Genomic DNA, 20,921 nt, shown 5'->3' on the forward strand with positions numbered 1-20,921 from the left:
TCTGGAACGCCATCCGGCAGGGCTGTTTGACATCCCACCCAGCCTGTAAACGACGGGAAATGTTTAGAACCAGCAGCCGACCAGCATTCCGGCCAACAGCACAAAGCCGATCGTCACGTTTTCCGCGAACATTTTGCCGTAGGCCGCCCGGGATAGTTGTCGATCGCTCAGGCGCAGGTATTGCCGCACCCAAAGGCCGATCGCCCCGAACAGGGTGAGCCAAAACCCAATGTTTAGCTCCAGAGCCAAAGCCGTGTAGGCCAACAACAGAGCCGTGCCCGCATAAAATGCCCCGATCGCCTGGGGAGCCAAATCGCCAAAGAAGAGGGCGCTGGAATGGATGCCCAACCGGCGATCATCCTCCCGATCGGCCAAGGCATAGACCGTATCAAAGCCCAGCGTCCAGAGCACCACCGCGCCCCAGAGCAACCAGGCCGGCAAGTCCAAACTGGGCGGGTTGATCGCCGCGCTCCAAGGAATCAGCACCGCAAACCCCCAGGCGATCGCCAGCACCAGTTGCGGAACCGGAAACACCCGCTTGGCCGCCGGATAGAGCGCAATTACCGGCACGGCCGCCACGCAAAGCAGCACGCTTAAACCATTCAAAAAGGGCAACAGCCCGGCCGCACAGAGGGCCGCCACCAACATCACCCCCACACCCACTTTCACCGAGAGCGATCGGGCGGCCAGGGGCCGTTGTTTGGTGCGTTCCACCTTGGGGTCAATGTTGCGATCCCACAGGTCATTCACCACACAACCGGCGGCACTGGTGGCGATCGTACCCACCACCACCACCAGCACCAACAGGGGATGGGGCCGGCCATCACTGGCCAACACCAAAGCCCACAGGGCCGGAATCAGCAGAATCAGCCGCCCCGCCGGTTTGTCCCAGCGCAGCAACCGCACGATCGCCCGCCCTGTTTGCTGAAGGTTGCCCATGGGTGAATGTGGGGATGGGTGCGTTTAGGCAATTTCGATCGAGTAGTTTTCGATGGTGGGGTTGGCCAACAGGCGATCGCACATTTCATCCACTTGGCTGCGGGCCGCATCTGGATCCGTCGCCGCCACGGTCAGCTCAATGTATTTGCCAATGCGCACGGAATCCACCCCTTCATAGCCCAACTGCTTCAGGCCGGACTGCACCGCCACACCGGCCGGATCGAGCACCGAGGGACGCAAGGTAACGTGGATTTTGGCGCGATATTGCTGGGTACTCACGGGGCTAGAAACCTCTGGGATGGCGACGATCGAGTTGGGGAACCAAGGGTGATGCTAACGTTTGGGTTGGGATTGAGCAACCACGGCAATCCAACGATCAAGACACTATCTTAAGGCGAGGGGGGCCGGTTCCAGCGGCCCGGCGCTGGGAGTTCCCCCGGGAGCCAGATTCCGCCAGGAACCGGCTGAAAAACCTGATTGAATAGGAACAGAACCACCCCGATCGAGCCAGCATTCTTCGGGGTCTGAGATCGCCATGAAACGACCCCTGACCCGAAACCAAGAGCGTGTTTTGCAGGTGCTGCAAACCATTGAAGGCGAAATTTCCGCCCAGGCGCTCTACATCAAACTGCGCGATGTGGGGCAAGGCATGGGGCTAGCCACGGTTTATCGGGCCCTGGAAACCCTGAAGCTGAATGGGGCGGTGCAGGTGCGGATGTTGGCCAGCGGTGAATCGCTCTACAGCTTTATCAAAAAAGATCGCCACCACTTGAACTGCATCCAATGTGGGCGATCGCAACCGATCCATGAATGTCCCGTGCAGGATTTGACCCAGCGATTGAGCAGGGAGCATCGGTTTCGGGTGTTTTATCACACGTTGGAGTTTTACGGCCTGTGCGATCGCTGTAGTGCGCGGGAGGAGGGAACGGGCGATCGAGTTAGTGGTGATTCGGCCCATGGCGATCGCACCAATCACCCAGAGAATCGCCCAGAAGGTCACCCAGAAAGTCACCCAGAACCAAACTTGCCCACGGTGGATTGTGCCTGCCATCCCACTTCCTTGACAGACGAACCTAGCTCGGTGCGACTCAGTTCTTTGGGCGATCGCTTCGATCTTGGGGCCGGCTAAGCGCGGGGCTGAGCGGATGCCGAAAAAGGACTTTTTGGCACAGGTCAAGCACCCATCGTCGTTGGGGCAAGGGGCTGAAGCCCCTTGGCTTCGTGGATCGATCGGGCCAGTTGCATAGCAGTTTTGGTCGTGGAGACAGCTTCTCAGGTCTAGATGCTCGGAATTAACCGGAATTAATTTGATGCGTTTTGGGCCAGAAAAGCCGTCAGCTCTCCGGCATTGGGCAGGGCGGATTGGGCCCCCGATCGGGTGGTTGTGAGTGCGCCCGCCGCCGCCGCCCGCCGCACGGCCTCCGGGAGGGGTTGCCCCGCCACCAACGCCGCCGCCAGCGCTCCATTGAACCCATCCCCCGCCGCCACAGCGTCGATCGCCCTGACCGGGAAGGCCGGTTGCCAAAAACAATCCGTCGGCCCAGCCACCCAAGCCCCCTGCTCGCCCAAGGTCACAATGGCCCCCTTGGCTCCCAACTCCTGGAGCCTGGTAGCCGCGCGGGCCGCATCCTCGGGGGTTTGCACCGGGAAGCCCACCAGTTGGGCCGCTTCCGTGGCGTTGGGGGTGATCCAATCGATCGCGGCCCACAGTTCCGGGGGGAGGTGCTCGGGAGCCGGGGCCGGATCCAAAAGGACGATCGCCCCGGCCGCTTGGCCCGCTTGGGCCGCGGCCACCACGGCCGCCAAGGGCACTTCCAGTTGCAGCAACAGGGCGATCGGGCGTGGGGCACTGCCCAAGGAGCGTTGGAGGCGATCGACCTCAGCGCCGCCCACCGCCTGGTTCGCCCCGGGCAGCACGATGATTTGGTTTTGGCCCCGGCCATCCACCGCAATCCAGGCCTGGCCTGTGGGGGCCAAGGAGTCGATCGCCACCCGACTGATATCAACCCCGCTGGTTTGCAGATCTTGTAACAGGATTTCCCCGATCGCGTCTTCACCCACGCGGCCAATCAGGGCCGTGGCCACCCCCAACTTGGCCGCCGCAACGGCCTGATTTGCCCCTTTGCCGCCGCTGGCCTCCCCGATCGCCCCCGCCAGCACCGTTTCTCCCGGCCGTGGCAACTGGGCCACTGTCACCGTGCGATCGGCATTGATGCTCCCCAAAACCCAAACCTGTGCCATAGTCTGCCCCTGATGGATAACCGGGAAATTCCATGGGCAAATTCCCCCGATTTGGGGCCAGTTTACGGCTGGACTCGGGTTCCATACACATCCAACTCCACCGGCCCCGCTACGGCTCCAATGCCCGTCGCCGTCCAAGCCGTTTGCATGGCTTCACCCACGGCCGCCGCCTTGTCTCGGTGGGCCAGGGCCAGCAGGGTTGGCCCCGCACCACTAATCACTAATTCATAGGCTCCCGCCTCGATCGCCGCCTGCCGTACCGCCTCAAAACCGGGAATCAGGGTCATCCGATAGGGTTGGTGGATCCGATCCTGCATGGCGGTGGTCAGCCAATCGCCGCGCCCTTCGTTGATGCCCCGCAACAAGAGACCTAAGTGAGCCGCATTGAAAATGGCATCGGCCCGGGAATAGCTGGGGGGCAACACGCTGCGAGCCGCTTCGGTGGATAGCTCAAAGTTGGGAACCGCGATCACCGGTTGAATTGAGGAATGCCAGGGCACTTCGCATTGGGTCCAAATCCCTTCGCGATCGGCCGCCAAGCGACAGCCCCCCAACAGGGCCGGCACAATGTTATCGGGATGGCCCTCCGTTTCGATCGCCAGGGCCAACACCTGGGCCGGTGACAGCGCCCCCCCTAACAAATAGTTTGCGCCAGCAATGCCCGCCGCGATTGCCGTGGCCGAGCTGCCCAGTCCCCGGGCCAAGGGCACACCCAAGCCAATCTCAATCCGCACCGGATAGGGCGTTTCCTGCGCCAGTTCAAACACCTTGGCATAGGAACGGTAAACCAGGTTGGTTTCATCCCGCGAGACGCGATCCGCCTCCGTGCCGGTGGGGATAATTTCTAGGCCCGACTCAATTCGGGTGAAGCGAAATTCGTTGTACAACGCCAACGAAGCCCCCAAACAGTCGAAGCCGGGGCCCAAGTTGGCGGTGGTGGCAGGAACGGTGACGGTAACGGCGTTCAAGGAGGTCATGGCTAAAGAATGGCAATCGGCGGGCGACGATCGCGGCTGCGGTCGATCGCGCCCAGAGCCACTACACTTTACCGCCGGTTTAGCCACAGGGCCCGCAGCCCCGCCGCTGTGGCCCCTTGGTAGTCATCCTCCAGGCTGTCGCCAATGTGCCAAGCGGCCGCCGGTTCACAGCCATGCTGGGCCAAGGCTGCGGCAAACACAGCGCGATCGGGCTTGGCGGCTCCCACTTCCGTCGAAAGGGTAAAACTCTTGAAATAGCGCGTCAAATCCAACACATCCAACACGCGATAAAGCCGCGTATCGAAATTTGAGAGAATTCCCAGCTCAATGCCCAGCCGCTGCCAATTGGCTAAGGTGTCATGCACTTCCGGATACACAGACCAAGGGGCCGCCGTGGCAAAGCGATCATAAAGGGCTGCGAAATAGGTCGCGAAATCCGGAATTTCGGAAAATAATCCAGCCTGCGTAAACGTTTGTTCTGCTAGATTTTCCCACCATTGATATTCCAGGTGGGGTAATTGATCGCGATCAACCCCTGGAAAAACACAAGGATCCGCTGCCTTAAAGCAATCATAAAAAGCTTGATCTAAGACTTGATCATCTAACTGCAACCCAAAGAGCTGACTCGCCATTTGGGCATATTGCTGACCCACGCTTTCCGCCACGCCAAATAGTGTGCCCACGGCATCGAGAAAAATCACCCGAGGATAGTTTTTTTGATTCATGAGCTTCACTCCAGCTTGAATGAATTCTCATTCTAAGTTGTTCGATCGGGCATTATTCGATTGGGTACTATTCGCCTGGGTACTGCTCGATCGCGCCGCTGGCACAAAAACCTTCAGTTGAGCGGGCAGCACTCGAAATTCAGCGGGTGTGGTGGTCGATAGCTCACCGTCGGTGTTGATGGATCGGGGGCGACTGGTGGTGATTTTTAAGGATGTGGCCTCAATCGTTCGCACATTCACACAATCATTGAGGCGACCGGCGTGCATCGCAGGTAAAAGCGGCAACATTTGCCACCAATGGGCAATTTCCAGGCTGTATAAATCCAACCGTTGATCATCAATAGATGCATCCCAAGCCACGCTCAAACCACCGCCATAATAGCGTCCATTCCCCACAGCAATTTGCACGGTTTTGACCGTCAGCAGTTCGCCGTTTACTTCAATTTTCGCGGTAAAAGGACGCGATTTCCAAAGGGCTTGGATTGCCGTGATCGCGTAGGCCAACACACCCCACCGCTTTTTGATTTCCCCGCTCAATTGGCGCGTGATGCTGACACTTAGCCCCAGACTGGCCACATTGAAAAAATAGCGATCGTTCACTTGCCCCACGTCGATCGCCTTGGTTACGCCTTGGGCGACCACCGCGCAGGCCTGTTTCAAATCTGCCGGAATCGCCAACGTGCGCGCCAGGTCGTTGGCGGTTCCCAGGGGCAAAATGCCGAGGGGCAACCGGGTTTCGATCAAGGCGGGCAGCGCTGCATTCAGGGTTCCGTCACCGCCGCCAATAATCACACAATCGATCCGGCTGGCATATTGCCGAATTAGATCGCGAAAATCGCTCGATCGCTTAGTGCTGCGAAAAATTAGCTCAAACCCCATTTCATCCAAAATGGCGATCGCCCGGCCGAGCAGTTGCCGCCCTCGGCGCGATTTGGAATTCACTAGCAGCAAGGCCCGCTGAGGAGCAACGGAGTCCATAATGCACCCGCGATCTAAAAAAGGAAAACGGTTTCTAACGGTTTCTATTGTGCCATTGCCGCCCCCACTGTTTGGGCCGGGCGATCGCGATCGGGCATTTTTTGTGAAGCAAGGGCCGCTAAACTTCTAGGCTAAAACTGGAGAATCGATCGATTCACATCCCTTGCGCGATCGCGCCCAGCAACTTCATGGAACCTAACCCGATTACGGCCAACAATGTGCCCGCCCAGCGCGGCCAAACCATCTATCCATCACCCTATGACGCGGTGGTTAAGGGTCGATTAAAGCGAAAATTGGGCGATTATTTTCAATTGTCAAACTTTGGGGTGAATTTAACCGAACTTGCGCCCGGTTCCGCGTCGGCTCTTGCCCATTGTCACTCCAAACAAGATGAATTTATTTTTGTTTTGGCGGGAACGCTCACCCTGATTGTGGGCGATCGGGAATTTGAATTGCATTCTGGCGATTGCTATGGCTTCAAGGCTGGAACTGGCATCGCCCATCAACTGATTAATCGATCGACTGAGGACGCAGTTTATTTGGAAGTGGGCGATCGCACGGCGGGTGATGAGGTGACCTATCCGAACGATGATTTGAAAGTTTGTCAACAAGCAGATGGTGCTTGGGCTATCTATCATCGAGATGGTCAACCCTATTGAGATCCCCTAAAATTCCAGGCGATCGACTCAATGAGGAAAAACCCGATGCTGACTCAATCCCAGGCCCAGGAATTTGCGCAAGAGTGGGTGGCGGCTTGGAATAGCCACGATCTCGATCGCATTTTGAGCCACTACGCGGAAGAGGTGGTGTTGATTTCCCCGATCGCGGCTCGGCTCTTGGGTGACCCGACGGGAACGGTGCAAGGAAAAGCGGCCCTTCGTCGCTATTTCCAAAAGGGATTAGAGGTCTATCCCAATCTCCAGTTTGAGCTGTTGGATGTGATGTGGGGCATTGAAAGCCTGGTGCTTTACTACATCAACCAACAGGGCACGCAGTCGGGCGAGTTTATGAAGCTCAATAACAGGGGCAAAGTTACCCAAGTGATCGCCCATTACAACAATTGAATCATCCTAACTATCAATAATCCCGGTAGAGGTAGGTTTCAAACCATGTGCCTCAACTTAACAGTTAGTATGTTCAAAATCATCCCAGTCAATGTCGATTGAAACCCGTCAACCCTGTAGGGGCGTACGGCCGTACGCCCCTACCCGGATATTCTCTTGGTCTTAAGTTGGAGCCAATAGCTTGAAACCTGCCCTTACAATGTTCGCATGATGGTGAATGATCAAATTGGATTAATTGATCGGGGTAATTTGTTCAAAGGTGGCAGCTTGACCGTAGGGTTGACCGGCCTCATCGACTAGGTTCCAAATCAGCCCATCGAGGATCCGAAACCGGCGACCCGTTTTAGAAATTCGCACCCCTTGATAGTTACTGATGTAACCCCGATCGGCTGCTTCTGCTAACATTTTGGCGCGCTCTTCTCGGGCGATCGGCTCAGCGCTCAACCGAGAAGGCAACTGCACAAACTCAGCCCAACTCAGCTCCCACAACTCGATCGCCCGTTGGTTGGCATAGTTAAAAATCGGGTCAGCTTCCGTGCCGTGGGACACCACCACAAAAGGTGCATGAAAAATCCGGCGCGATCGCTCGATCGGGTCGAGATCCGCCGGTAAATCCCCCAGCGATCGCCCCATTACCTGCTGAAAACTCACCGAGAGGCGATCGACATGGCGCACCACCGCCGGATCTTGCCAAATTTCAATCATTTCAGTCGCCCGATCGCTCACGAGGCCGCTCCCAAACTGGATTGGCAGTGGGGGCAGGTGTCGAGATCGCGATCGACCGGCCGACCACAAGCGCGGCACATTTGATACGTCCCCGGTTGCAAGCCATGTTGCAGCGCCACCCGCTCGTCAAATACGAAGCATTCGCCCTGCCAGGCGCTTTCCGCCGGGTCAACGGTGGCTAAGTAATTGAGAATGCCACCCTCCAGTTGATAAACCTGCTCGAACCCTTGGGCCAACAGGTAAGCCGAAGCCTTTTCGCAGCGGATGCCGCCCGTGCAGAACATAGCCACCTTGCGATCGCGCTGGGGATCCAGCAGCCGTTCCACCGCCTCGGGAAATTCCGTGAAGGTCTGGGTTTCCGGGTCGATCGCCCCCTGAAACGAACCGATCGCCACTTCAAACTGGTTGCGCGTATCGATCAGCTTCACCTCTGGATCGGCGATCAGCGCGTTCCAGTCGCTCGGAGCCACGCGGGTTCCCGTCCGCTCCGTGGGGGCCACCGGTTGGTTGAAGGTGACGATTTCCCGCTTCAGTTTGATTTTCAGCCGCTGGAAAGGCATGGCCGGAGCGATCGACTCGCGGGCGCTCAAATCCGTGAGGGCCGGGTGCGATCGCAGGGTCGCCAACATTTGGTCGATCGCCTCGCGAGTACCCGCGATCGTGCCGTTAATTCCCTCTTGGGCCAGCAGCAACGTGCCGCGAATGCCCAGGGTTTCGGCCCGATCGAGCCACTGCGATCGCCAATCGGCCCAATCATCCACCGCCACAAACTGATAGAGCGCGGCTACCACCACCGTCATCTTCTCTCTCCGTCAGGAATCCAGGATCTAATACCTGTTGTCATTACCTAGCGTGAAGCTGAAATGGTTGATTGTTCATCCCTCAACCGTTGTAACAAGGGGCTTAAGCCCCTTGCTGCCCAACGATCACGTAACGGGAAAATCAGGGCTTCATGCGATTTGACAACATCCCCTAAGCATCCAAAATCAAGGTCACCGGGCCATCGTTCTCGATGTGGACTTGCATCATTGCGCCAAACCGGCCGGTTTCCACGCGCAATCCACTGGCCCGCAACAATTCCACAAAGCGATCGTACAGGGCCTCGGCCCGATCGGGCGCAGCAGAGCGATCGAAACTGGGTCGCCGCCCCTTGCGCCCATCGCCATAGAGGGTGAACTGACTGATCACCAGCAGTTCGCCGCCAATCTCAGTGACCGACAAATCAAACCGAGGATTGGCCGCCGCCGGATCGGGAAACAACCGCAAATCCAAACATTTACGCGCCATCCACTGCAACTCCGCCTCCGTATCGGTCGCGGCGATCGCCACCAACAAGTTCAAACCTCGGCCAATTTGCCCAACGGTTTCCCCCCCGATCGCCACCCTAGAAGCCGTCACCCGCTGAATTACAACCCGCATTGTGCCCACATCTCAAAACTCATAAATCTGGAATTGAAAACTTATGAAAATTAAGTTTCCAGTGCTGCAATGACTCGTCCCAGTAGCGAAACCATAAACCCTCGAAACGTCAATTCAGGCTCTGGCTGATCATAGATTTTTGCTTCTGCTCCCATTTGAGAAGCAGTTAAAAAGCAAGCGGAATCATACAATCGAGAACGAATCAGCTTGATGAGTAGTTGCTGATATCGAGTAATATAGGAAGCATTTTGAAATTCCTCAAAAACTGAAAAATGCGGTTCCTTGATTGAGATTTTCCGATGCGCAGCTTCAGCATCTTCAAGCAAGAGAAAATAGCCTAACCAGGGACGGGGTGAAGGATAGAATGCCCCTTTTTCGTAAGCATTCCATAGGTCAGTTGCACTACCCAAGGCTTCTTCAGCTCGGTTATTAAAGTTATTACCCAAAGACCCAACCTGGGATTTAAATTCAATTGCAGCAACTAGCCGATGATTAATAATCACTAATAAGTCCCAACTTTTTTCAGCCCGAAACCACCCTGGCAGCTCAGTATCTTGTTTCCAGTAAATGCAACTTTGATCCACCCCAGCCTCAATTAAAAGGCCAGCAACTAATTCACGAAAATCATCAAGGTGCTTTCCTGACCGAACTGCCTGAGCAGACTCAGAGCGTATTTGCCAGAATCGTTGAACAGCAGCAGCCAGTTTGGTATCCAGACCTTCGAGTACATTTTGCATTTCAATTATTTTTGAGCACTCAGATTTCAGTAATTAACTATCGGAATGCATCATGACTGTAGTTTTGCTAAACAGACTCGTTAACTGCTGGGTTAAACGGTCATAGGACAGTTGTAAGTATGTGGGGTCAATTTCATAGCCAATGCTATTGCGTCCACACTGGGCCGCTGCGAGGGACGTTGTTCCTGTACCGGAGAAAGGATCAAGCACCACATCACCCACAAACGAGAACATTTTAATTAGTCTTGTGGCTAATTCTAGGGGATAGGGAGCAGGATGATGACGTGTTGATGCACCTGGAATGTCACTCCAGATCTGTTGAAACCAAGTGCGGTGATCTGTTTCTGGAATAATACTCAGCAATTTAGTTGTTAAGTTCACTTTTCGATATCCCCCTGGCTTACGCTGCATCAAAATAAATTCAATATCATTCTTGATAATTCCGTTAGGTTCATAGGGCTTACCCATAAAAACCGCGCCGTTTCCTTTTGATTCTAGGGAAGCATTAGCAATTTTATGCCAAATAATTGGAGAAAGATTATCGAAGCCAATCGCTCTGCAACTTTCTTGAATAGAAGCATGAAGAGGAAATACAGAATGGCGGCCATTATTTTTCCGTCGGGATAAGCAAACATCACCCACAACACAAATTAATCGCCCCCCGGGGGCGAGTAGTTGAAAGCACTGTTTCCAAACTAAATTGAGTTCATGAATAAATTGATCATAGTCGTCGATTTCTCCCATTTGTCCTTGAATTGAGTTGTAGGACTTTAGGTTCCAATAGGGAGGAGAAGTTAGGATTAAGTGGACACTTTCAGGTAAAAGGTTCAGGCTTGTTCTGGCATCACCCAGATGAAGATGATGCTCGCTGGGCAAGTCAGCAACCTGCTCCTGAATGAGATTCATGAGCCTAGCATTTTTGGCAATTCTGGGAACAGCAGTTTGAATATTACTCAGGTCTCCAAGGGCTGATAGCAAGGTGCTATTTAATTCTGGTTGCTCTTGTAAAGCGTTAAAGGGACTGGTGACCAAAGCAGAGATCATGGCTGAATTGGGTATGAGGCATGAAAGGGCATCCAACCGATCGGAATAGCTACAGCATAGATGGGTTCGATGAGGATTCAATTTGGCTGTTATTAGCTTCCATGAACCTCAACGAATCTCAACTCTTTACTTCTCGATGATGAATGGGTTGGTTAATTCATTCATCAGTGAAGTCTGGATAGGAATTTAGGGTCTTTCATCATTGACACCTAGCTCAATTCCAGCAAGTCGAAGAAGGACTCGTCTAGGTCATAACCCAGCATTTGCGCCATGCCCTGAAGCCGCGATCGCGTGCCAATTCCTTGGGTTTTCAGCCAATCGGCTAATACAAAAATCTTGCCCATCACAAACAGTTCCAAGGCTTCGGGGTTGAACTGAATGCCATCGGTGGGATGGAATTGGTGGGGAACCAGCATGGCGGCATAGCGACCCAGTTCGCCTGCTTTCCAGTCCAAAACAAAGGGCAACCAAGGATAAACCGCATCGGTGCGCAGGAACCAAAGCCGCACTTCGGGAATTTCCGACAGCTCGCGGGGATCGGTGGGGTCGCGGGGCAGATCAATGGTGAGTTGCACTTGTTGTTCGGCGGCGGCAATGCCACTGGCCAAGAACGGCTCGATCGCCCGTTGGATGGGGCTGAGGTCTAGATTTTGGAGATGATCCGCTGCGATCGAAATGGTGATGGTCATGTCATCTGGCTCCCGGTGCAAATTCTGGGGGTCAAATCACAGCAAGCGTTGCGGACTGAGGCCCAACCCTGGTGCAATTTGCCTTTCGTTAGTGTCGCGTGGGGGTGGGCCCTTTTGGCAAACCGGAGCGACAGGACTGCTAATCGTTGGCCCAACAGAAGCTGATGGCCCATGGGCTGGCGGGCAGCGGTGGGGCAGCGGCGGGGCGGCAGTGAAAACTGGGGGTGGGCGGCATGGTGGGCAGTTGATGGGCTGTCTGGGTTAGGGCGATCGCGCCTCCCACAATCAGTCAAAGTTTTGATACGCTTTGTTTAGAAAATTGGTAAATCTTGGCCATTTTTGTGCTGCCTTAGTGATCATCAACGATGCCCGTGGAAATGGGGCCCAAGTCCCAATCACCATCAGCGATCGACAGCGTTTCACCGGTCAATTCCCTCGGCCAACCTCTGCGGTGAGTCTTCCGGATTGAAGACTTTCGATGAGTTGCCTCGGTGAGCTTTTCACGGTGAAGGCTCCCGATGTCCAAGGTTTATCGCCGCTTCATTGCTCCATTTGTTTGGCTCCAATTGGGAGACACCATCCATGCCCTTTAAGTCTTTTGCCCTGGCTTCGAGTCAGCCGCGCACCCCGTCGCAGCGTTGGGTGCGGCGCGGTTTGGCAGCCTTGGCCGCACTGAGTTGCAGTCTGGCAGTTGTGCCGGCGGTGGTGGCGCAGGAGTTGCCGGGATTCACGCTCTTTGGTGGCCCCCGTCGCGAAAGTCAACTGAGCTTCCGGCTCGATCGGGGCCGTGAAAGCTCCTGGGATCGCTACCGGCTGCGGATTCCGGCTCAGAACCTGGCGATCGCCCAAATCGCGATCGACTATCCCGACTATTACAAGGGACGGTTTGACACCGATCGCATTGATGTGCGGTACAAGAACGGTGGCGAGAAGATTGAGCTAGATCGGGTGGTTTGGAATCCAGAAAACTACACGATCGAGATTTATCCTAAGGAACCGATTCCCTCGGGTAAGCAGCTTGAGGTGGTGCTCAGCAATGTGCGCAACCCGGACATGGGCGGCATGTATTACTTCAACTGCCGGATTTTGACCCCCGGTGACACGCCCTTGCTGCGTTACATCGGCACCTGGCTGATTCAAATTACCTAACGTTCGGCTCCGGTATGGTTCTGGGGAACCAAGCGCCCCGCCCTTGCCAGCCATTTTGAATCCGAAGCGGGCGCGAGTCTGTTTCGGATTTCGCTTTCTGGCTCCCCTGATGTCTTGATGTCTATATGGGCTGGCATTCAGTATGGGCTGGCATTCAGTTCGCAAGGGGCTTGTGCTCAAAACCCCTAGAAACCCGGAAGCCAAGAAACCTGGAACGCCCAAAGCGTCCAGAACCTTTGGAACGTCTGGAAAATCTGGAACATTTGGAACCAAACAACCGCAATGGAATTTAGCGTTATGGGACTTGGGGCCAATCATCAACAAAACCCACTGAAACAACCACTGAAAGACTTGAAACCGGCAACGCAACCCTCGTCATGGCAACGGACGATCGGGGCGATCGGGCTGGCGGTGCTGCTCTGGGCGATCGCCCTGGTGGGCCCAATGGCCCCCGCCGTTGCCCTGGTGGAGGACAACGCCACGGCTCAGCGCCCGGCGGAGGTGGCGGCTCCCCGCAGCAACAGTTTTGTGACGGCGGCCGTGAACCGGGTGGGCGCGGCTGTGGTGCGCATTGACACGGAACGCACCGTGACCCGGCGGGTTGACCCGTTTTTTAACGATCCGCTGTTTGAACGTTTCTTTGGGGATGAGTTTTTTCGACAAATGCCCCGGGAACAGCGCCAACGGATTGCGGGTCAAGGCTCCGGCTTCATCATTGAAAGTGACGGTCTGTTGTTGACCAATGCCCATGTGGTGAATCGGGCCGATCGGGTAACCGTGACCCTCAAGGATGGGCGGGAGTTTGATGGGCGCGTGCTGGGGGCCGATGAGGTCACCGATTTGGCAGTGGTGAAAATCAGCCCCGGCAATGAACGGTTGCCGGTGGCTCCCCTGGGCGATTCGGATTTGGTGCAAGTGGGCGACTGGGCGATCGCGGTGGGGAACCCCTTGGGGCTGGACAACACGGTCACCCTGGGCATTGTCAGCACTCTGAAGCGATCGAGCGTGCAGGTGGGCATTCCCGACAAGCGCCTAGACTTCATCCAAACCGACGCGGCCATCAACCCCGGAAACTCCGGCGGCCCGCTGCTGAACGATCGGGGCGAGGTAATTGGCATCAACACCGCCATCCGCGCCGACGCGATGGGGATTGGGTTCGCCATTCCCATCAACAAGGTGAAGAGCATTTTGCCCCTGCTGTCAAAGGGTCAGGCCGTGCCCCATCCGTTCCTGGGCATTCAGATGCGCACCTTGACTCCCGACTTGGCCCGCAAAAACAACAGTGACCCCAACGCCGCCATCATGCTGCCGGAAGTGTCGGGAGTGTTGGTGGTGAATGTGATTCCCGATTCGCCTGCGGCCCGGGGTGGCCTGCGGCGGGGTGATGTGATTGTGCAAATTGATGGCGCGGTGGTCACCAGCGCGGAACAATTGCAAGGACTGGTGGAACGCAGCCGCGTGGGTCAAGCCCTGGCCATGACCGTGCGACGGGGCGATCGGGGTGGCAATCAACAGCTCTCGGTACGCACTGGACAAATGCAGGATTTTGCGGACGATCGCTAGGATGCAAACCCAATTGTTGCCATCCATCTTCTGCACCAATTGATTGTCCGTTCCAATTCAAGAAACGAATTGCCAGGGGTCGATCGATCCCTGGCTTTTTATGGCTCCCAGTTTTCGACAAGCTGGCAAGCGAACAAACATCCCATCAGCCGTCAGAAATTAGCACTAAAAAGCCGAGAGTGCTAATAGATTGCAGTCAGTGAAACGATTTTTTTGTATCAATTGAGTCTTTTATAACTTGAGATTTTTACAAGGTTGTTGCATTTACCCAAAAATCTCCAAAATCATTGCCAGGAACAAAAGAGTTGCGCTAATACATAAAGTCAAGAATCAATTCACAACCCCATTCATAACTCAGAACGAATCAGAACAAATTCCTTTTCATTCAATTTCATGACGTTCATTACCTGCAATCACACTCTCAGTCTTTCAGACATGCTCTCGGAGAAGATTGCGGATCCATTGTTCAGAAGTGCCCTTTGAAATTTGTGGGAGTTTGCCATGGATTACACATTTGAAATTGTGGGTGTGTCTCCAATGCTGCACTTTTTTCATGAGCAACAACAGTTAATTGAGCGATCGCCCGCTCCCCCTGTGGAATATATCGGCAGTTTTCAATGCACGCTGGATGCCACCTTGGAATCGATCGAACCGGTGATTTGGCGGCATGACTGGTCTTGGGACGATATTTCCGCCACGGTGGTGGATTTTTGGATGCAAAATGCTGAGGCGATCGCCTTTTGGAAACATCGCCTTGCGGATGCAGGCCAAGGCAGCTTAATGGTGTCGCGGTTGGGCAATGCGGATGGGTTGCGCCAGGAATTTGAGGCACTGCTGAGTTAAGCCAACTGGAGCTAACTGGAGCCAAAGCTGGTCAGCTTGTGCCAAGGTTCCAAGGCAGCCTCGGGGCCTTGGCTCACCCCAGGCCTAAAGTCGAAAACCCGGTGGCAGTTGGGCCCCGCTCAACTTGGCCCCGTTCAGTTCCGCCAGGGTCAAATCTGCGCCGGTTAAGTCCGCGTTGGTCAGGTCAGCGTTGCTGAGGTTGGCATAAAACAACACGGCGCGATCGAGCTTGGCCCCACGCAAAAACGCCTGGAATAGATTGGCATTGGTCAAATCAGCCCCGGAAAGGGTTGCACCAATCAGATTCGTCGCCTGAAACTTGGCCTCAAACAACCGAGCCCCCGACAGGTCAACCCCTTCCAAATTTGCGCCAGTGAAGTCAGCCCCCGACCAATCCGTATTCGCCAACTTCGCTTTCGAGAGATTCACCCCCACCAACCGCGCCCCAATGAAGCTGTTGCCCGACAGGTCGGCTTCACTGAGGTCGCAACCGCTGCACTCATTGGTGCGCCGCAATCGCAGCAGGTCATTTTCCGAGAAGGCCCGCACCGGCAGGGCCAGGCTACTCAACCAAGCGCCCACAAGAACAATGCCGATCGCGCGGTGAACCTTCAACATGGGGGTGCAAAAAATAGGGCAAGGGATGAAGACAGGGGACAAAGCCGACAGTCCCCAAAGAACCGGGATGCCATGCCTACGATTATTGTAGGAGTTCAGTCCCGGAATCAATCAGGGGGCCCAGGTGCGCATCATTGGACTTACGGGCGGCATTGCCACGGGCAAAACCACGGTGTCAGACTATTTAGCAGCAAGCTATGGATTGCCGGTGCTGGATGCGGATCAGTTGGCGCGATCGGCTGTGGAACCGGGGTCACCCCTTTTGCCGGCGATCGCCCAGCGCTTCGGTGCTGATGTGATTGGGACTGATGGTTCGCTCGATCGACCCCGTTTAGGCGAAATTGTGTTTCAGCAACCGGCCGAGCGCCAATGGCTAGAAGCGCAAATCCACCCGATCGTGCGGGCCCAACTGCTGGCTGGAATTGCGGCCCATCAAGGGCGATCGAACAGCATTGTCTTAGCTATTCCTCTGCTGTTTGAAGCCCAAATGACCGATTTAGTCACGGAAATTTGGGTGGTTAGCTGTGAACCCACCCAGCAATTGCACCGGCTAATGGCCCGCAATCATTTGACAGTTGAGCAGGCCCAAGCTCGCATCAACAGCCAATGGCCATTGGCGCAAAAAGTGGCACGGGCCGACGTGGTTTTGCACAACAAGGGAACTGTACCAGAGCTATTTCAGCAAGTGGATCACGCCTGGGAAAATTATTGACCAGTTTCAAGGTTGAAGGTTCAAGTTTTATCGCTAGGAAGTTCTAGAGATTTCATGCATAGTCCTGTGATTGCCGCCGTTGATTCTCCGCGTCCTTTTTCCGAAGCCCTTGGCACTGGCTTAACCAAGCGCACCATTCGTGTGTTGCAAATCAACCTTGGCAAACGTTGCAACCTGGCTTGCACCCATTGCCATGTGGAAGCGGGGCCAAAACGCACTGAAGCCATTAGCCCAGAGGTCTGCGAACAGTTAATTGCTGTCATTCGGCAATTTCCACAGATTCAAACGGTGGATTTAACGGGTGGCGCACCAGAAATGCACGACGGCTTTCGGATTTTGGTGCAAGCGGCAGCCGCTGCCAAAAAGGAAGTGATTGTTCGTTCAAATTTAACCATCTTTTTTGAGGATGGATTTGAAGATTTGCCGGACTTTTTCCAAAACTATCATGTACGGGTTGTGGCTTCGTTGCCTTGTTATTTGTCAGAAAATGTCGATCGGCAACGGGGACGCGGTGTGTTCGATCGCTCCATTGCCGCTCTCAAGCTCTTAAATCAGCGGGGCTACGGGCGAGATCCAAAACTGCAAATCGATTTGGTTTATAATCCACCGGTTCCCACGGGAGCTAATTTTTCACTGCCGCCGGCCCAAGCGGGCCTGGAAGTGGCCTATCGTCAGCGTCTAAAAGCCGATCACAACATTGATTTCAATCATTTGCTGACCATTACCAATCTCCCGATCGGGCGGACTAAATTAGCCCTGCAAGCTCGCCAACTGGAAGCCGATTATTGTCAGTTTTTAGCTCAAAATTTCAATGCCGACACCGTGGAAGGGTTGATGTGTCGCGATCAGCTATCGGTGGACTATCGAGGCTATCTCTACGACTGCGATTTTAACCAAATGGAAGAGATCCCAGCCCGATCGCCCGATGGTAAAATGCTGACCCTGGCGGATCTGTTGGCAGCCGGTTCTCTGGATTTAATCCAAACGGTTCAGACCGATCGCCACTGCTACGGATGCACGGCCGGGGCTGGTTCCAGTTGTGGCGGCGCGTTGCTTTAGGTCGCCTTCCCTGATTCAGTAATTTGTGATTCATTCCTTTCCCATCTCTTCTTCATGGACATCCAGTTTCGCGAGTTTGACCCCTTTAATGTTTGGATTTGGCTAGAACTGGAAACCGTTCCGGGACGCATGGAACAGCAATATATTGAAGAGGTTTTTGATTCCTGGTTTTTTCTGGGGAAATTGGGCGGATTCAATGCCGAAAATGCACAGGTTCAAGAAGTGGGCTTGGACTTGAGCTATATGGAATATGACAGCGAAGTGCTGGATCAATCGATGATGGCTTTGATGCACAACATGGGCGAAGTAGAGTTTGAAGGAACCCGCGCCCGTTGTTGGTTTGATTTAGGAACCAGTGATGCGATCGCCCTGGATGTGTTGATTAATGCCTTTGCTCAACTAAGTCGAGAATTTCTATCAATTCGTCGAATTAGCGTCGGTGGTGAAGATGAAGATTGGCCCATTGACGAAAGCAAACGCCAAACCAGCGCAGATTTTAACTAGTTCCAGATCGAGTCCTTAATCATTACCAGCCAATGGGCCGCGAACCACTAGGATTGTGCCTTGAAATTGCTGGGCGATCGTGGCCGGCAAATTGCCATGAATTACCTGTTTGAGTAGGCTTTCTCGGCTAGCTCCTAACACAATTACTTGGCTATCTAGACTTTCGGCCAAGTGCAAAATGGTCTCAGCCACCTGATCTGCACAGAGAGCCAGCGCCGTGACTGAAGTGGGGCTGGTTTTTATGAGGCGAGCGGTGGCCTGATCCAACAGATCGGTTGTCCAGGGTTGCGCCGCCGATTCGTTGAAGTCCGGTTCCTCGCTGGTGGCCACCTTGGGCACGACTTGGCAGAGGGTGACGGCGGCCGATCGGGTCAGGCCCAACAGCGGCGGCAACAGGTTTAGGGCCCGCTCCACATTGGGCCCACCACTAATCGGCACTAACCAGCGATCAAGACTGAGCATGGCTTGCACCGCCTCCTGCTGACGGATTCGCGGCCGTTTGAACAGGTCTTCTCCCCATTTCACCAACATGATTTCGCAGGGGGCATCGTTCAACAGCCGCGCGATCGAGTCGCCAAAAACCGGCAATCCCGGCCGGGCGATCGCCCCTTGCCAGCCCATAATCACCAAGTCGATTCGCCGCCGTTGAATCACTTCCAAAATGGCCTCGGCCGGATCCCGGGCCAAGCAAATTTGGCTATGGATGGGGATGCGCCATTGGCGACCGGCACGGGTTGCCCGTTCAAACAGTTTGCGCATGGGGGCCACCAGCGCCGGATCGATCGAGGTTTCCGCCGGAGACTGCCCCACAGGAACCAACATCACATGCAAGCATTCCACCTCCGCCTGTCGATCGCGCGCGATGGCCAGCGCCAGCCGCAACAGCCCCAAGGCCGCCGCTGGATTGGCGATCGGCACCAAAATGCGCGATCGCCCCGTGTTGGGGCCCCGAGTTTTATAGATGGCATAGGCGGGCCGGCGCGGCTGCTGGGGATTAATTTCTCCCCCCAGCCGTTTAGATTCAACCCGCAACAGATCGCTGCGTGTGACAATGCCCACCAGCCGTTGTCCTTCCAAAACGGGCAGTCGTCCCAGTTTGTAGCGACTGAGCAAAAAGCGAATATCCGACAGCCGATCGTCAATTTGCACCGCGATCGGCTGGGGAGTCATGGCCGCCGTCACCCGATCGGTAGCGGCCAAATCCTGGGCATCCAAGTCCGTGATGTCCGATTGGGTCAAAATGCCCACCAAATTTCCCCGATCGTCCACCACCGGAAAGCCGCGATGGTGGGAATCGGCAAACCGTTGGCGGGCCGTTTCCAGGGTTTGGCTGGCCCGCAGGGTTTCCACCGGATGATTCATCACATCCTTGGCCGTTAAATCCGCTAGCAAATCCACATCGGGAATCGGTTCCGATTCCAATCCCTTGAGGGCCAACAGTCGATCGTATAAGGAACCAGAATCCAGGCGATCGGCCACCAAATAGGCCACCGTGGAGCCAATGGTGAGCGGCAACACCAAGTTAAAATCTGCCGCCATTTCAAACACAATCGCGATCGCGGTGATTGGCACCCGTGACACCGCCGCAAAAAATGCCCCCATCCCGGCTAGAGCGTAGGTGGCGATCGAGGGGGCCCCCACCAAGGCCCCCACCACACTGCCCAAGGCGGCCCCCAAAATCAGCGAAGGGCCAAACAAGCCCCCCGGCGCACCGGAACCAAAGGCCACCAAGGTCAACAGGAAATGGGCCCCAAAGGCGATCGCGGCCCCTTGCCAAGCCGTTCCCCCCAACACCAAATCTTCCCGCAGCCAGCTATAGTTCCAAAACGCTGGCGGTAGCATGGCCATGCCCAGTCCCGTAATCCCACCGGCCAGGGCCATCCGCTCCGGCAACCCCCACTGCAACCGGCGATAGAGACCCAAACTGGCAATCACCCCCCGATTGAAATTGGCTCCTAACCAACCGGCCAGCAACCCCAACAACAGATAGGCCGGAATATCCCGTGCCGTAAATTCCGTGGCCACCCGCGATAGGTTCAAGCTGACGGGCAAAATATCACCGCCCAAGGACTGCGCCACCACCGCGCCCACAAAGGCCGCCAACAGAGCCGGTCCCAGGGTCAAACCCGACACATCATGCAGCAGCTCTTCCACCGCAAACAGCACACCCGCGATCGGGGCATTAAACCCAGCCGCCAAACCAGCGGCAGCCCCGGCGGCAATCGTTTGGCGGCGATAGGCCGGTGAAGTGGGAATCCAGCGACTGAGTTGGGCCGCAATGGAAGCGCCCACATGCACCGTGGGCCCCTGGCGACCCAGGGTTAACCCAGACCCCAAGGTGAGCGTGGTGGCCAATAACTTGACCCAGACAGCCCGCCAATCCAGCAGGATCGGCCCAAAGGCTAGCTTGGCCTTGACCTGCGGAATGCCGCTGCCCCCAGCATCCGGCGAAAAGCGCTGCACCAACCAGCCAGCCAGCCAACAGCCCACCACCCCCACCGCCGCCAACGCCAGGGCCGGCACAGGGCTACGGGTGGCGATCGCGATCCGCTGGGTTCCCACCCAAGCCGCCCCCCACTTCATCAACACAGCAGCCAGCCCAGCAATTAGCCCGATCGTGCAAGACTCCAGCAGGGCCAAGGTCTTGGGACGCATGAATGGCCGTACCCACCGCAGGGGATGCCATTGCTCGCCAAAGGGGTTATAGCGGCGATACCAATCGTTTGCCACAAACGCGCTTCCTGAAAACGATCACGCAGCATGATCGCGCCGAACGATCCGATCAGTCAGAAGGCGGGTGCCAATGGCCTCACTGCCAGCCGACGATCATTTAAGGGCTATTCAAGTCCTACTGAATTGCTATTTCGCCCGATTGAAATTCAATGGGGATGTTTTTGAATCTTACCGATCAATCGGACAAATTTAGAGAATTGT

The 20,921-nt window shown here is 55.5% G+C and carries 24 protein-coding genes and 1 pseudogene; 10 read left to right on the forward strand and 15 right to left on the reverse strand.

Annotated elements, in window-relative coordinates; translation table 11 throughout:
• Positions 1-63: 63 nt before the first annotated feature.
• Together AC2IAX_RS08330 and purS are read right to left on the reverse strand one after the other, a co-directional pair.
• Positions 64-939 carry a 4-hydroxybenzoate solanesyltransferase gene (locus AC2IAX_RS08330; RefSeq protein WP_494390134.1) on the reverse strand — a complete coding sequence of 292 codons (876 nt, stop codon included), beginning with the start codon at positions 937-939 and terminating at the stop codon, positions 64-66.
• Positions 940-963: 24 nt separating this feature from the next.
• The gene (gene purS, locus AC2IAX_RS08335) at positions 964-1,218 is read right to left on the reverse strand and encodes a phosphoribosylformylglycinamidine synthase subunit PurS (RefSeq protein ID WP_494390135.1); all 255 of its coding nucleotides are present in this window, start codon (positions 1,216-1,218) and stop codon (positions 964-966) included.
• A 256-nt stretch (positions 1,219-1,474) separates the two neighbouring features.
• Between purS and AC2IAX_RS08340 the strand changes: the two are divergent.
• A pseudogene (locus AC2IAX_RS08340) lies at positions 1,475-1,846 on the forward strand (Fur family transcriptional regulator); the annotation flags it as partial.
• Positions 1,847-2,241: 395 nt separating this feature from the next.
• Here the strand turns inward: AC2IAX_RS08340 and AC2IAX_RS08345 are convergent.
• The 4 genes from AC2IAX_RS08345 to AC2IAX_RS08360 form a co-directional block, all read right to left on the reverse strand.
• A complete protein-coding gene (locus AC2IAX_RS08345) occupies positions 2,242-3,180 on the reverse strand; it encodes a ribokinase (protein WP_494390136.1) in 939 nt (312 codons plus the stop codon).
• 62 nt (positions 3,181-3,242) lie between these two features.
• Entirely contained in the window at positions 3,243-4,157 is a 915-nt protein-coding gene (gene thrB, locus AC2IAX_RS08350; protein WP_494390329.1) for a homoserine kinase, read from the reverse strand.
• 68 nt (positions 4,158-4,225) lie between these two features.
• Entirely contained in the window at positions 4,226-4,882 is a 657-nt protein-coding gene (locus AC2IAX_RS08355) for an HAD-IA family hydrolase (protein ID WP_494390137.1), read from the reverse strand.
• Between the two features lie 27 nt (positions 4,883-4,909).
• Positions 4,910-5,860, reverse strand: a complete 951-nt coding sequence (locus AC2IAX_RS08360; RefSeq protein ID WP_494390138.1) for a lipid kinase — start codon at positions 5,858-5,860, stop codon at positions 4,910-4,912.
• A gap of 1 nt (position 5,861) precedes the next feature.
• On the opposite strand from AC2IAX_RS08360, the gene AC2IAX_RS08365 reads away from it, so the two are divergent.
• The 3 genes from AC2IAX_RS08365 to AC2IAX_RS08375 are packed head-to-tail and all read left to right on the forward strand — an operon-like array spanning position 5,862 to position 6,924.
• Positions 5,862-5,990, forward strand: a complete 129-nt coding sequence (locus AC2IAX_RS08365) for a hypothetical protein (RefSeq protein ID WP_494390139.1) — start codon at positions 5,862-5,864, stop codon at positions 5,988-5,990.
• Positions 5,991-6,048: 58 nt separating this feature from the next.
• Positions 6,049-6,519 (forward strand): cupin domain-containing protein, encoded by a 471-nt coding sequence (locus tag AC2IAX_RS08370; protein WP_494390140.1) that lies wholly within the window; start codon positions 6,049-6,051, stop codon positions 6,517-6,519.
• 45 nt (positions 6,520-6,564) lie between these two features.
• A complete protein-coding gene (locus tag AC2IAX_RS08375) occupies positions 6,565-6,924 on the forward strand; it encodes a nuclear transport factor 2 family protein (RefSeq protein ID WP_494390141.1) in 360 nt (119 codons plus the stop codon).
• A 231-nt stretch (positions 6,925-7,155) separates the two neighbouring features.
• Here the strand turns inward: AC2IAX_RS08375 and AC2IAX_RS08380 are convergent, their stop codons facing one another.
• The 7 genes from AC2IAX_RS08380 to AC2IAX_RS08410 form a co-directional block, all read right to left on the reverse strand.
• Positions 7,156-7,650 (reverse strand): MEKHLA domain-containing protein, encoded by a 495-nt coding sequence (locus AC2IAX_RS08380; RefSeq protein WP_494390142.1) that lies wholly within the window; start codon positions 7,648-7,650, stop codon positions 7,156-7,158.
• Positions 7,647-8,450, reverse strand: coding sequence for an oxygen-dependent tRNA uridine(34) hydroxylase TrhO (gene trhO / locus AC2IAX_RS08385; RefSeq protein WP_494390143.1), 804 nt, complete (start codon positions 8,448-8,450; stop codon positions 7,647-7,649). Before trhO ends, AC2IAX_RS08380 begins: the two co-directional genes overlap by 4 nt.
• A gap of 172 nt (positions 8,451-8,622) precedes the next feature.
• The gene (gene dtd / locus AC2IAX_RS08390) at positions 8,623-9,069 is read right to left on the reverse strand and encodes a D-aminoacyl-tRNA deacylase (RefSeq protein ID WP_494390144.1); all 447 of its coding nucleotides are present in this window, start codon (positions 9,067-9,069) and stop codon (positions 8,623-8,625) included.
• A gap of 50 nt (positions 9,070-9,119) precedes the next feature.
• A complete protein-coding gene (locus AC2IAX_RS08395; RefSeq protein WP_494390145.1) occupies positions 9,120-9,806 on the reverse strand; it encodes a PaeR7I family type II restriction endonuclease in 687 nt (228 codons plus the stop codon).
• A gap of 33 nt (positions 9,807-9,839) precedes the next feature.
• Entirely contained in the window at positions 9,840-10,850 is a 1,011-nt protein-coding gene (locus AC2IAX_RS08400; protein ID WP_494390146.1) for a DNA-methyltransferase, read from the reverse strand.
• Positions 10,851-11,059: 209 nt separating this feature from the next.
• Positions 11,060-11,539 (reverse strand): CRR6 family NdhI maturation factor, encoded by a 480-nt coding sequence (locus AC2IAX_RS08405; protein WP_494390147.1) that lies wholly within the window; start codon positions 11,537-11,539, stop codon positions 11,060-11,062.
• A 139-nt stretch (positions 11,540-11,678) separates the two neighbouring features.
• On the reverse strand, positions 11,679-11,822 hold the full coding sequence (locus AC2IAX_RS08410) for a hypothetical protein (RefSeq protein WP_494390148.1): 144 nt from the start codon (positions 11,820-11,822) through the stop codon (positions 11,679-11,681).
• 299 nt (positions 11,823-12,121) lie between these two features.
• Here AC2IAX_RS08410 and AC2IAX_RS08415 point away from each other — a divergent pair, with 299 nt between their 5' ends.
• The 3 genes from AC2IAX_RS08415 to AC2IAX_RS08425 all read left to right on the forward strand — a co-directional run bounded on the left by AC2IAX_RS08415 (position 12,122) and on the right by AC2IAX_RS08425 (position 15,094).
• The gene (locus tag AC2IAX_RS08415) at positions 12,122-12,688 is read left to right on the forward strand and encodes a DUF2808 domain-containing protein (RefSeq protein ID WP_494390149.1); all 567 of its coding nucleotides are present in this window, start codon (positions 12,122-12,124) and stop codon (positions 12,686-12,688) included.
• A gap of 282 nt (positions 12,689-12,970) precedes the next feature.
• Complete coding sequence (locus AC2IAX_RS08420) at positions 12,971-14,251, forward strand: HhoA/HhoB/HtrA family serine endopeptidase (protein ID WP_494390150.1); 1,281 nt, start codon at positions 12,971-12,973, stop codon at positions 14,249-14,251.
• 501 nt (positions 14,252-14,752) lie between these two features.
• Positions 14,753-15,094: a hypothetical protein gene (locus AC2IAX_RS08425; RefSeq protein WP_494390151.1), complete on the forward strand. Its 342-nt coding sequence runs from the start codon at positions 14,753-14,755 to the stop codon at positions 15,092-15,094.
• A gap of 84 nt (positions 15,095-15,178) precedes the next feature.
• On the opposite strand, the gene AC2IAX_RS08430 is transcribed toward AC2IAX_RS08425, so the two are convergent.
• Positions 15,179-15,712: a pentapeptide repeat-containing protein gene (locus AC2IAX_RS08430; RefSeq protein WP_494390152.1), complete on the reverse strand. Its 534-nt coding sequence runs from the start codon at positions 15,710-15,712 to the stop codon at positions 15,179-15,181.
• Between the two features lie 124 nt (positions 15,713-15,836).
• Here AC2IAX_RS08430 and coaE point away from each other — a divergent pair, with 124 nt between their 5' ends.
• The 3 genes from coaE to AC2IAX_RS08445 are packed head-to-tail and all read left to right on the forward strand — an operon-like array spanning position 15,837 to position 17,987.
• Positions 15,837-16,424: a dephospho-CoA kinase gene (gene coaE / locus AC2IAX_RS08435; RefSeq protein ID WP_494390153.1), complete on the forward strand. Its 588-nt coding sequence runs from the start codon at positions 15,837-15,839 to the stop codon at positions 16,422-16,424.
• A 54-nt stretch (positions 16,425-16,478) separates the two neighbouring features.
• Complete coding sequence (gene arsS / locus AC2IAX_RS08440) at positions 16,479-17,483, forward strand: arsenosugar biosynthesis radical SAM (seleno)protein ArsS (RefSeq protein ID WP_494390154.1); 1,005 nt, start codon at positions 16,479-16,481, stop codon at positions 17,481-17,483.
• A gap of 54 nt (positions 17,484-17,537) precedes the next feature.
• The gene (locus tag AC2IAX_RS08445; RefSeq protein ID WP_494390155.1) at positions 17,538-17,987 is read left to right on the forward strand and encodes a DUF3531 family protein; all 450 of its coding nucleotides are present in this window, start codon (positions 17,538-17,540) and stop codon (positions 17,985-17,987) included.
• A gap of 15 nt (positions 17,988-18,002) precedes the next feature.
• Here the strand turns inward: AC2IAX_RS08445 and AC2IAX_RS08450 are convergent, their stop codons facing one another.
• Positions 18,003-20,717 (reverse strand): chloride channel protein, encoded by a 2,715-nt coding sequence (locus tag AC2IAX_RS08450; RefSeq protein WP_494390156.1) that lies wholly within the window; start codon positions 20,715-20,717, stop codon positions 18,003-18,005.
• Positions 20,718-20,921: the final 204 nt, after the last annotated feature.

The organism is Limnothrix sp. HT2024, assembly GCF_059138625.1.